This is a genomic window from Sulfurihydrogenibium yellowstonense SS-5, from assembly GCF_000173615.1.
In the GTDB taxonomy this organism is placed as follows: Bacteria; Aquificota; Aquificia; order Aquificales; family Hydrogenothermaceae; genus Sulfurihydrogenibium; species Sulfurihydrogenibium yellowstonense.
Genome location: NZ_ABZS01000033.1, coordinates 1 through 11,369 on the forward strand (window position 1 = coordinate 1; position 11,369 = coordinate 11,369).

An 11,369-nucleotide genomic window follows, 5' to 3' on the forward strand; every position below is an offset into this window, starting at 1 on the left:
AATATTTTTTCTATATCCTCGTTTACATATTCTTTGATTATTAATAAGCAATTATATTCTTTCCTGAACTTTTTCTTAGAATTATCTATTTTACTCACCGGGATTTTTACTTTTGTTATCACTAAATATGCTCTTTTTTGTAAATCTGAGCCATATCTATTTTTAAAGCACATATGATTTATAGTCTTTTCAAATTGTTCTATGCCATGTTCTACATTTTTACCCTTCAACTCTATAAATAAGACAATCTTGATATTATCCATAGGAATTTCTATAACATAATCGCATCTGGTGGTATCTTCAATAACACAATCATCAACTTTTATAATTCGGACTTTTATTCTTTTGGAGTTTTTCAACCTAAGTTTCGATTTACCGCCATCTGAATCATTAATTATTATATCCGGGTCAAACTTAATCTCTTCACATTTGGAAATTTTTTCTTCACAGTTTATCATATCTAACCTTCCATACCAATTTCATTTAGTTTATCAAAAAGGTCTTCAAATGCTTCTGTAGCTTTATCAATAATATTTGTATCTAATAGTTTAGTCTCATGATTAAGGAAGGATTTTAATATACCATCTTCAATAGTGTGGGCTTCAATATCTTCAAATTTTATTGCCGTATTTCTTCCAATAATTCTTTCTATTTTTCCTTTATTTTTCTCATTCATAATATCATTTGCCAGAAGCAAAATATTGAAAGCCGAAAGTATATAGGGACTATGTGTTGTAATAATTACTGATTTGTTAAATGTATTGCAGACTTTAGAAATAAAGAATATTACATCTCTCTGTGTTTCTGGGAATAAATGAGCTTCAGGTTCTTCTATTGTAAATAGATCATTCATTTCTTTTTCTAAAGAGTGTGTAAGTAAAATCATTAATACAGGAGTAATTTCTTGTTGTCCTGAAGATGTGTCTTCTATCTTAACCTTAACGCCATTTTCTAACTCTATAAAAACATTATCTGAGTGGCTTATTAAATTTCCCCCGCAAATTTTGTTTAAATCTTTTAAAAAATCACTATATTCTGCTTTATATTTACTTACAACTTTATCAAATAAATATATTCCTTTCTCATATAGCATTCCGAATTGACGCAAGGTTGGATCTAAATTTAGTTTTTTTAGTTCAGGGATATAGTTTAATGTATAAGTATTAGCTCTTAAGGTTAGAAAGAAACTTCTCCCTGAGGGAATATAAAAATTTTCTTCGACATAGATTTTATAAAAACTATCCTTAAGCTCATTCTTGGAATTCAAATACCATCGTATTAGGTCAGATCTGCTAAAAAGAAAGAAATCTTTTTTAGTCATTCTCTCTTCATCAAATTCTTTTATTATCGACAATAACTCTTTAAAAGTTTCATTTACTGTTATTTTAGGTTTACTGTTATCATTGGATATTTTAACTTCTACATCCTTTAATTTGTAATTGATATTAAACTTTTGATTTTCCCATAAATATCCTGGAAAGTAAGAGTAAAGGTTATCAATAAAAATTTTTTCAAAATTTGAATTTCCATAATTTAAAATTCCCAATAATGCCACTGAATCTAAACATTCCTTTAAACTCTCTCTAAAAAAATGAATTAATCTTGTTAGAGTACTTTTCCCTGTTGCCTGCTTTCCGATAATTACATTAAATTTTTTAACTTCAAAATCAGCTTCTTTTATAGCCAAAAAGTTTTTAACTTTTAATCTCTCCAACCACAACCTCACTATATAAACTTTAAACTATCTAATACATAATCCGGGTTTAAAGATAATGCAAGGTCTTTATTTCCATAACCTTGTAAAACTAATGCTGTTTTTATTCCTGCATTTTTTCCTGTTAAAACATCAGTTTCGCTATCACCTATAATTATACTTTTATCTTTATCGGATTTTAGTTTTTCCAATGTGTAAAAAACTGGCAATGGATGAGGCTTTTTTTCTGATGTTGTATCAGCTCCCACTACTAAATCAATATAATCAATAACATTTAATTTTTTTAAGATTTCAGTAGATAAGGCTTCATATTTGTTTGTTACAACTGCAACTTTTTTTGAAAGCTCTTTTAATTTTTTTAATGTCTCTTCAGCCCCATCATAAAGTTTTGAATATATTACAGGATTTGAATAGTAAAACTCTTTAAAGTATTCTAATGCTTTATCTTTAATTTCTTGTGGGTATTCTGGAATTAGGTCCTCAATAAGCTTTTTTGCTCCGTACCCAACCTTTGAGATTATCTCTTCTTCTGAAAATGTTTTAAGATTTAACTTTTCAAATGCGTAGTTTGCAGCTAAGGCTATATCTTTTCCTGAATCGAGGAGCGTTCCATCAAGGTCAAAAATGTATAACTCTAAGTGTCTCATTGAATCTGAAATTCTTTATATTTTTCTTTGATTTTATCAATCCATTTTGTTTGATTTGATGGTTCAGGCTCTTCATCCTTAGTTTGTGGCTTTTTGTAATTTACTAACACATAAACTTCTTCATCTTCTTTAATAAGACCTAAATTTTCTCTTGCTTTCTTTTCTATGTAAAATGGGTCGTTTTGCAAGTAGTCTATAGTTCTTTGAAGTTTTTTATTTTCTGATTTAAGTGATTCAACTTGGCTCAAAAGCTCATTTCTTGCCTTAACTTTGTCAAAGTATTTAAAGATATTATTCTCTCCAAAAAGAATTGTATATATTGCCAAAAGTAATGTAAATAAAACCGTGAGCTTAAGCCCACGGTCTAAAACTTTATGCTCATTACTCAAATTGGAATTTCTTAAATGCTTGTTTTCCTTTGAAGATTGCGTTCTCACCAAGTTCTTCCTCTATCCTAATTAATTGATTATATTTTGCTATTCTATCTGTTCTTGATGCAGAACCTGTTTTAATCTGTCCTGCATTGGTTGCTACCGCTAAATCTGCAATAAATGTATCTTCACTTTCTCCTGACCTGTGAGAAATAATTGCTGTATAGTTATTGATTCTTGCCATTTCTATAGCATCTAACGTTTCGGTTAAAGTACCGATTTGGTTTAATTTTATTAAAACTGAGTTTGCTATGTTATTTTTAATTCCTTCTTTTATAATTTTTGGATTTGTTGTAAAAAGGTCATCTCCAACAAGTTGAACTTTGTTTCCAAGTGCTTGTGTTAAGTTTTTCCAACCTTCCCAGTCGTTTTCAGCCAATCCATCTTCTATAGATATTACCGGGTATGTTCCTACGATTTCTTCGTATAAGATTATCATGTCATCAGATGTTAATTCTCTTTTTTCAAATAAGTATTTTCCATCTTTATAAAATTCAGAAGATGCGGCATCTAAGGCAATAAAGATATCTTCGCCTGGTGTATAGCCTGCTTTATCTATTGCAAGCATTAACATGTCTAATGCTTCTTTTGTCTCTCTTAAAGCAGGTGCAAATCCGCCTTCATCTCCTACATTTGTTGAGTAGCCTTTTTCTTTTAATACAGATTTGAGAACGTGAAATGTTTCAACGCCTGCTCTTAAAGCTTCTTTAAATGAACCACCGCAAACTGGAACGATCATAAACTCTTGAAAATCTAATTCGTTGTCTGCGTGTGCTCCGCCATTGATTACGTTCATGAGTGGAACAGGTAAAACCTTAGCATTAACTCCGCCTAAGTATCTGTATAATGGCATTTCCTTTTCTATTGCCGTAGCTCTTGCAACTGCCAAAGAAACCGCTAATATTGCATTAGCTCCAAGGTTTGATTTATTCTCCGTTCCATCCGCCTCTATCATAAGTCTATCTATTCTGACTTGGTCTTCTGACTCTTCACCTATTAAAAGGTCAGCAATTTTTGTGTTAATGTTTTCAACTGCTTTTAAAACACCTTTTCCAAGAAATCTTTTTTTATCTCCATCTCTAAGCTCCAATGCTTCATTAGCTCCTGTTGATGCTCCACTTGGAACTATCGCAGATGCAACAACGCCGCTTTCAAGAACAACAGTAGCTTCTACTGTTGGATTTCCCCTTGAGTCTAAAACTTCTCTTCCGATAATGTCTATAATTGTTGACATTTAAAACCTCCTTTTATAGTCTATGATATGCTGCTAATGCTCCTGCTATTGCTGCAACTAAATCTTCAATATTTCTCTCTTGCTCTTTTAAGTTAAAAGTTGGTAATTTTTCATCTATGTATTTTGTTGTAAATTTACCGTTTATAAAATCTTCGTCTCTGACGATTGCTCTAAGAAGTGGAAGGTTTGTTGGCACACCCCGAACGATAAACTCATCTAATGCTCTTCTTGCTCTATTTACCACATCTTGCCATGTTAAAGCCCAGACAGACAGCTTAGCTATCATAGAATCATAGTATGGTGGAATTACGTAGTCCTTATAAACTGCTGCATCTACTCTAACACCCGGTCCACCTGGAGAGTGGTAAGATGTAATAAGTCCAACCGATGGTGCAAAGTTTTTAGCCGGGTCTTCTGCGTTTACTCTAAACTCTATTGCGTATCCTCTCATGGATATATCTTCTTGCAAGAAAGGTAGCTTTTTGCCTTCAGCAATTTCTATCATTTTTTGGACAATATCTATTCCTGTTACCATTTCAGTAACAGTATGCTCAACCTGAAGTCTTGTATTCATCTCAATAAAATAAAAATTATTGTTTTCATCTACTAAGTACTCAATCGTTCCAACGTTTTCATACCCAACTTTAAACATTGCTTTAACGGAAGTTCTGTAAAGCTCTTTCTTTACTTCTTCATCTAAGGATGGAGACCTTGCTATTTCTACTATTTTTTGATGTCTTCTTTGTATAGAACAGTCTCTTTCTCCAAGATGAACTACGTTTCCATACTTATCAGCCATTATCTGAATTTCTATGTGTCTTGGATTTTCAACGTATTTCTCTATAAAGACATCGCCTTTTCCAAAAAATTTTTTAGCTTCATTGTAAGCAGACTGGAATAAGGTCTCAAATTCAGATTCAGACCTTACAATTCTCATACCCCTTCCGCCACCACCATAGGCAGCTTTAAGAATAACCGGATATCCTATCTCACTTGCTATTTCTTTGGCTTTTTTCAAATCAGATATTGGTTCATCGCTACCTGGCAGGATTGAAACGCCAAGCTCCCTCATCTTTTTCTTTGCTGCCATCTTGTCGCCAAAGAGTGCAATATGTTCCGGTTTTGGACCAATAAATATAATTCCTTGTTTTACACAGTACTCTGCAAACTCTGGGTTTTCTGATAAAAATCCGTATCCTGGATGGATTGCATCACACTTAGTTTGTTTTGCTAAATCCACTATTCTAAAATAGTTTAAATAAGCTTGGATTGGGTCTCCTGGAATCAGATAAGCTTCGTCAGCTTTTTTAACATAGATACTTTTTGCATCTGCTTCTGAATAGATTGCTACCGTCTTTATTCCAAGCTCTTTACATGCTCTAATTATTCTCGTTGCTATCTCTCCTCTGTTTGCAACAAGAACTTTTTTAATCTCTCTTGGCATTACTTTCATGTATTCTTTCTTTGAAGAAATTTTTTTAACTGATTTGTAAAGTGGATTATCTTTACTCATATTGAATATCACCTTCCATGTTTTCTATAAATGCTTCATGTAAAGACCTTACTGCAAGCTCTGCATACTTTTCATCTATTAAAACTGATATTTTTATCTCTGATGTTGAGATTGCATATATATTTATACCTTCTTTTGATAAAACTTCAAACATTTTTGCTGCTGTTCCTGCATGAGTTTTCATTCCAAGACCAACGATAGAAACTTTTGCAATTTTATCATTTCTTTCTACTTCTTCAGCTCCTATTTCTTGTGCTACTTCTTTTGCTATTTCTTCTGCTACATCCGCATCTGTTTTGTTAACTGTAAATGATATATCAGTAAAACCTTTGTGTGAAACGTTTTGAACTATCATATCAACAACGATGTTTCTATCTCCAAGGGCTTTGAATAGCTTAGCTGCAACGCCCGGCTTGTCTGGGACTCTTACTACAGTAATTCTTGATTCTTTTAATTCGTGAGAAATTCCTCTAACAATCATTTTTTCCATTTCTTCATTCTCCTCCACTATCCAAGTTCCTTCTTCGTCGTTAAAAGATGACCTTACATGTATTTTAACACCATACTTTGCCCCAAATTCCACAGACCTAATTTGCATAACTTTTGAACCAAGAGAAGCCATCTCCATCATCTCTTCATATGATATAACTGGAATTTTTCTTGCATTTTCAACAATTCTTGGGTCTGCTGTAAAAACACCCGGTACATCTGTATAAATTTCACATACATCAGCCTTTAAAGCTGCAGCTAAAGCGACGGCAGAAGTATCAGAACCACCTCTACCAAGAGTTGTAATGTCTCCCCCTTCTGTAACACCTTGAAATCCTGCAACTATAACAACCTTTCCCTCATCTAAATGTTTTCTTATTCTATGTGTATCTATTTTTTTAATTCTCGCCTTTGTATGTACATCATCGGTAATTATCGGAACTTGCCAACCTGTTAAACTTACAGCATCTATTCCAAGCTCTTTTAATGCAATAGCTACCAATCCTATTGCCACCTGCTCACCTGTGGAGACTACCATATCTTGTTCTCTTGGGTCAGGTCTTGATGATAACTCTCTTGTTAAACCAAGCAGCCTGTCTGTCTCTCCACTCATAGCAGAAGAGATAACTACGACTTTATTCCCGGCATCTACTGCCTTTTTTATTTTTTTTGCAACATTTTTAATTCTTTCTATATTCCCAACAGATGTTCCGCCATACTTTTGAACTATTAAAGGCAATTAAAGAGACCTCCATACATAAAAATGTTTAGTTTATTATAACAAAAGCATTATTTTTTTGCTTAATTATAAATGATGAGAAAATGGGTAGATTTATAATTCCCCATATGCTTGATAATAAACATCTGTCTATCATTCAAAATCTAAGGCTAAAAATCTCATTTTACAAATTTAGATAATTTTTCACAAGAGTTATGTAAACTTTAACTGGAAACTGCTTGTAAAAATCCAAATCGTCATTCTGAGCGAAGCGAAGAATCTCTTGTTTTTCTTTTTAATCAAAAAATCAAAAGATGAGATCCTTCGGCCTTCGGCCTCAGGATGACACGGAAAGGCAAATTTACAAAAATTTTAGAATGCTTTCACTCACTCTTAAACTCTTTGACAAACTTGGTAGCTTCTGCCTTAGTCTTTACTTTTCCACCAATTTGAGCTTTAATCAAACTGTCTTTTATAATTCCAACTTCCTTAGAAGGTTTGAGATTTAGTAATTTCATTATCTCCTCACCGCTTAACAACGGCTCTTCAACAATGTTATTTTTATAATTGTTTTCATAGTGATTTATCAATCTTAAAACGAAATCTTCTAAGTTTTTATCAATGCTATAAGAAAGTAAAAAGCAGTAATCACTTACATTTTTAAACTTATACCAAAACCAATTAAGCTCAAAATCAGATGGTTTATTTTTTGAAATTGATAGTAAATACTCTGTTGCTTGGATTATATCTTCTATAAACTTTGAAATTTTTACAGGAAGTAATAACTTTTCTTCCAAAATTTCCCTATAATCTTTAAGAGTGTACAAAATCGCAGCAAGTTTTAAAAAAGTGATACTACTGAAGTTTTGATAAAGTTTTATTTCTTTTAGTTTTTTAACGTCTATAAATTTAAGTTTTTTTTTAAATTTTCTTCCAAGCTTTCATAGAGCTTTAAATCTTTTAGATTTTCTGAAATAACTTTTTTCAGAATTTTGTTTTCAAGAAGCTTATTTAATGTGTCTTTTGAATTCTCATTAGAAATTATTTTTAAAAGCTCATCTCTGATTCTTTCTTTTGGAGATTTTTCTATTAGATTTGGATTATTTTTTACAAATTTCTCAAACTCTTTATCTATTGTAAAATCAAGCTCTAAAGCAAGTCTATAACCTCTTAAAATTCTTACTGGGTCTTTTATGATGTTTTCAATAGATATTGGTCTAATGATGCCATCTTGAAGGTCTTTAAATCCGTTTGACGGGTCTATTAAAACAGTTGTTGAGGCACTTAAGCTTGATGTATCATCAAAATTTACTGCTATTGCGTTAATTGTAAAATCTCTTTCTAATAAATCTTTTATAAGTCTTTCTAAAATTGACTCTTCTTTTTGATAAAAGTCTATATCCGGATTTGAAAGTATATCAGAAATATCAAGATAGGAAAAATCAAATCTGTAGTTATAATTATTTTCTTTAAACAAAAATGTCGCTACTTTTTTCTCTTTTTCAAATTGGAAGATATCACCTTTGATAAATTTTTTTAAATTGTTTACAACTTGGAGTGGGTCTGCTGTGATAATAAAGTCTATATCTATATTCTCTCCGATTGGTCTGTTTATGATCCTGTCTCTAACCCATCCACCTACAAGAAAACAAAATGAACCTTTTGGAAGAGCTTTTGCTACATAATCAAAGTAAGAGTTGTAAAATATCAGCCCATGAATGTAATTTTCTTTTATTTCTAAATCTTCTAACTTCTCATCTTTTTGTTTGTTAAAAATTTTATTTAATAGTTTATCTATCCCAAACATAATTAAACCTTATATATATCCACTTCTTTTTTAAGATTTTCTATAAATGTGATTAGTTTTTGAGCTTTATCTATCCAATTTTGAATAATCCATGCCGATTTTGGGTACTCTTCTTGGAGTTGTTTATACTGGTCTATTTTGTGCTGTGTAAATTGAATTAGCAAGTCTAAATACTCTTTCATTTTGTTTAATTGTTTTGCATAGAAGAATAAATCTTTCAGCATCTCTTTCCTTTCTCTTACATTAACATCTACGCCAAGAGCTAATGCAATACTTCTTATATCAAATCTTGAAAGATATATGCCACTTTTTGCTGGAACTGTGAGAATTTTTAATATTCTGTCAAATTCACCTTCTTCTTTGAGAAAATCATACTGTTGTTCGAATTTTGTATTGGTCATAAATGGATTTCTCATCAGATCATCTTTATTAAACATTTCTAACCTCTTTATATGAAATTTTAAGTATTATAACAGAAGAATGTATAAAACTTAAAAAAAATCATCATTTCTCACCATCTCAACTACTCACTTTTTCGCCTTCTCAGTTATGTACTCTAAAACTTTGTAAGGGTCAGATGCTGGGTCTACGCCTCTATATATTTTTTCAACTTTACCCTCTGGATTTATAAGAATTGTATCTCTTGAGCATAGTCCAAAGAATGTTTTAACACCATAAGCTTTAGCTACTTCTCCTTTTGGGTCTGATAGTAGACTGTGTTTAAAGCCGTATTTTTCTTTAAATTTTTTTATTGATTCTACATCATCAGTACTTATGCCAAACACAACTGCATTTACTGAAACAAATTTATCGTATAACTTTGAATATTCTTTGCCTTGTGTGGTACAACCTGGAGTGCCTGCTTTTGGATAGAAGTATAAAATTACCCATTTTCCTTTGTAATCAGAAAGCTGGACCAACTTGTTAGATTCATTATAAAGCTTGAAATTATAAGCTGGCTGTCCTTCTTCAATTGCCATTCCTGATTTTACAATTCCAAGCAGAATTAAAATCTTAACTAAAAATTTTTTCATATTTTTTCCTCCTTGCTTCTCATATCTTTTTATGAGAATTTATCAAGTTTAAAAATTCTTCTCTTGTTTTTTGACACTCTAAGAATCTTCCTGTAAGCTTGCTTGTTACTGTAATAGCTTCTGGATTTCTTACTCCTCTCATTGCCATACAAAGGTGAACTGCCTCCATCACAACTGCTACACCTTTTGGCTGTAGCTCTTTTTCAAGGTATTCGGCAATTTCCGCTGTCAATCTTTCTTGAACTTGTGGTCTGTAAGAAAATTTGTTTACAACTCTAACAATTTTAGACAATCCGCATACTTTTTTATCGGGAATGTATGCTACGTGTGCTTTTCCAAAAAAAGGAAGTAAATGATGTTCACATAAAGAATAAAATTGAATATCTCTTACAACTACCATCTCATCATAGTTCCCTACTTCTTCAAAGACAGTCATGTTCATTTCTCTATAACTTTCAAACTCTTCCCACATTTTGGCAACTCTTTTTGGCGTGTCTCTTAGACCTTCTCTGTTTGGGTCTTCTCCAATGCCTTCTAAAAATAATTTTATTGCTTGTTCAATCTTATTTTTGTCTATTGCCATTATTTTTTCTCCTTTTTATAGTAATCTTTGACATTCTACTTTCATACATCTGTCTGCAACTACGTTAAAACCTTTTTCTATAAGCATTTTTGCTACTTCTTCATTATAGGTTTGAGGCTGAAACCAAAATGTTTTAAAGCCTTTCTTTATAGCCTCTTCTGCTGTATATCCAACATCTGCCGGTCTTCTAAAAACATCAACAATATCAATCTCATCCGGAATATCTAATATAGATTTATAAACCTTTTCACCAAGTATTATCTGACCCTCATATTTTGGATTTACTAAATAAATTTTAAATCCGTAGGATTTCACAACTTCTGTCACAAAATAGCTTGGTTTATGTGGTTCTGGCGAAATACCAATTACTGCAACTGTTTTACTTGATTTTAAAACATTTCTTATCTCTTCGTCGGTTGTCAACAATGGCATAGCTTATACCTCTACTGCTATGTTTTCTTCTCTTTCTTTTCCTATTTCTGTCAGGTTTGCTTTAATTATAGTGTTGACAGGTTTTTCCGTCTTTATTTTTGCATGAATGTAATTTCCTGTAATTCCTATCTTATAGTCATCTCTTTCAGAAATAATTAAAAATTCCAAATCTTTGTTTATAAATCTCTTTCTAAATTCATAGTTTTTCTGATAGCTTATTTCTCTAAGTATTCTTGTCCTTTCTTTTTTTTCTTCCGGATGGACTCTATCTCCAAATTTTACAGCTGTTGTTCCATCTCTCTCAGAATATGTAAACACATGTATGTATGCAAAAGGAATATCATTTATTGTCTTTACAGTGTTTAAAAATGCCGTTTTATCTTCTGTTGGAAATCCTGTTATTATATCCGTTCCAATTGCTGTTTCTGGTCTTTTTGATATTATCTTTTCTACTTTTTCTATATACTCTTTTACTGTATAGTTTCTTTTCATATCTCTTAAAACTTTGTCATCTGCTGACTGGATGGATATATGAAAGTGTGGTGCTATTTTTTCTTCCGATGTTAAAAAGTCTATGAGTTTATCATCAAGCTCATTTATTCCCATAGATGAAAGTCTAATTCTGTATAGATTTTCTATCTTAACAAGATTTTTTAAAAGGTCATAAAGCGTTCCTTCTTTATGGTCATATCCATATTGAGATAACTGGGTTCCTGTTAGAACAATCTCTTTAAATCCTTTGTCTACTAATATTTTAACTTGACTTA

At 31.6% G+C, this 11,369-nt stretch carries 14 protein-coding genes; all 14 read right to left on the bottom strand.

The window, feature by feature from the left end; genetic code table 11:
* Window positions 1-458 (bottom strand): hypothetical protein (locus SULYE_RS02205; RefSeq protein WP_007546077.1); only part of this gene is annotated, 458 nt, incomplete at its 3' end.
* A 2-nt stretch (window positions 459-460) separates the two neighbouring features.
* Window positions 461-1,714, bottom strand: coding sequence for an AAA family ATPase (locus tag SULYE_RS02210; protein ID WP_007546079.1), 1,254 nt, complete (start codon window positions 1,712-1,714; stop codon window positions 461-463).
* Window positions 1,715-1,725: 11 nt separating this feature from the next.
* Window positions 1,726-2,361, bottom strand: a complete 636-nt coding sequence (locus SULYE_RS02215; protein ID WP_007546081.1) for an HAD family hydrolase — start codon at window positions 2,359-2,361, stop codon at window positions 1,726-1,728.
* Window positions 2,358-2,750, bottom strand: coding sequence for an FtsB family cell division protein (locus tag SULYE_RS02220; protein WP_007546083.1), 393 nt, complete (start codon window positions 2,748-2,750; stop codon window positions 2,358-2,360). Before SULYE_RS02220 ends, SULYE_RS02215 begins: the two co-directional genes overlap by 4 nt.
* Window positions 2,743-4,026 carry a phosphopyruvate hydratase gene (gene eno, locus SULYE_RS02225; RefSeq protein ID WP_007546085.1) on the bottom strand — a complete coding sequence of 428 codons (1,284 nt, stop codon included), beginning with the start codon at window positions 4,024-4,026 and terminating at the stop codon, window positions 2,743-2,745. Before eno ends, SULYE_RS02220 begins: the two co-directional genes overlap by 8 nt.
* 13 nt (window positions 4,027-4,039) lie before the next feature.
* Entirely contained in the window at window positions 4,040-5,470 is a 1,431-nt protein-coding gene (accC, locus tag SULYE_RS02230; protein WP_043989035.1) for an acetyl-CoA carboxylase biotin carboxylase subunit, read from the bottom strand.
* Between the two features lie 61 nt (window positions 5,471-5,531).
* On the bottom strand, window positions 5,532-6,767 hold the full coding sequence (locus tag SULYE_RS02235; RefSeq protein ID WP_007546088.1) for an aspartate kinase: 1,236 nt from the start codon (window positions 6,765-6,767) through the stop codon (window positions 5,532-5,534).
* A 362-nt stretch (window positions 6,768-7,129) separates the two neighbouring features.
* Window positions 7,130-7,573 carry a hypothetical protein gene (locus tag SULYE_RS02240; RefSeq protein WP_007546089.1) on the bottom strand — a complete coding sequence of 148 codons (444 nt, stop codon included), beginning with the start codon at window positions 7,571-7,573 and terminating at the stop codon, window positions 7,130-7,132.
* A gap of 74 nt (window positions 7,574-7,647) precedes the next feature.
* Window positions 7,648-8,553 (bottom strand): tRNA nucleotidyltransferase/poly(A) polymerase family protein, encoded by a 906-nt coding sequence (locus tag SULYE_RS02245; RefSeq protein ID WP_007546090.1) that lies wholly within the window; start codon window positions 8,551-8,553, stop codon window positions 7,648-7,650.
* Window positions 8,554-8,555: 2 nt separating this feature from the next.
* Window positions 8,556-8,990, bottom strand: coding sequence for a hypothetical protein (locus tag SULYE_RS02250; protein ID WP_007546092.1), 435 nt, complete (start codon window positions 8,988-8,990; stop codon window positions 8,556-8,558).
* Between the two features lie 90 nt (window positions 8,991-9,080).
* Window positions 9,081-9,587 carry a peroxiredoxin gene (locus tag SULYE_RS02255; RefSeq protein ID WP_007546094.1) on the bottom strand — a complete coding sequence of 169 codons (507 nt, stop codon included), beginning with the start codon at window positions 9,585-9,587 and terminating at the stop codon, window positions 9,081-9,083.
* Between the two features lie 19 nt (window positions 9,588-9,606).
* Window positions 9,607-10,170 carry a GTP cyclohydrolase I FolE gene (gene folE, locus SULYE_RS02260; RefSeq protein WP_007546096.1) on the bottom strand — a complete coding sequence of 188 codons (564 nt, stop codon included), beginning with the start codon at window positions 10,168-10,170 and terminating at the stop codon, window positions 9,607-9,609.
* A gap of 15 nt (window positions 10,171-10,185) precedes the next feature.
* Complete coding sequence (locus SULYE_RS02265) at window positions 10,186-10,602, bottom strand: CoA-binding protein (RefSeq protein WP_007546098.1); 417 nt, start codon at window positions 10,600-10,602, stop codon at window positions 10,186-10,188.
* Between the two features lie 3 nt (window positions 10,603-10,605).
* A partial coding sequence (locus tag SULYE_RS02270; protein ID WP_007546100.1) for a radical SAM protein occupies window positions 10,606-11,369 on the bottom strand: 764 nt, incomplete at its 5' end.

Excerpts from the sequence above, each read along its gene's own strand:
- SULYE_RS02215 (WP_007546081.1), bottom strand. The coding sequence starts at position 2,361 with ATGAGACACTTAGAGTTATACATTTTTGACCTTGATGGAACGCTCCTC.
- eno (WP_007546085.1), bottom strand. The coding sequence starts at position 4,026 with ATGTCAACAATTATAGACATTATCGGAAGAGAAGTTTTAGACTCAAGG.
- accC (WP_043989035.1), bottom strand. The coding sequence starts at position 5,470 with ATGCCAAGAGAGATTAAAAAAGTTCTTGTTGCAAACAGAGGAGAGATA.
- SULYE_RS02245 (WP_007546090.1), bottom strand. The coding sequence starts at position 8,553 with ATGTTTGGGATAGATAAACTATTAAATAAAATTTTTAACAAACAAAAA.
- SULYE_RS02250 (WP_007546092.1), bottom strand. The coding sequence starts at position 8,990 with ATGTTTAATAAAGATGATCTGATGAGAAATCCATTTATGACCAATACA.
- SULYE_RS02255 (WP_007546094.1), bottom strand. The coding sequence starts at position 9,587 with ATGAAAAAATTTTTAGTTAAGATTTTAATTCTGCTTGGAATTGTAAAA.
- folE (WP_007546096.1), bottom strand. The coding sequence starts at position 10,170 with ATGGCAATAGACAAAAATAAGATTGAACAAGCAATAAAATTATTTTTA.
- SULYE_RS02265 (WP_007546098.1), bottom strand. The coding sequence starts at position 10,602 with ATGCCATTGTTGACAACCGACGAAGAGATAAGAAATGTTTTAAAATCA.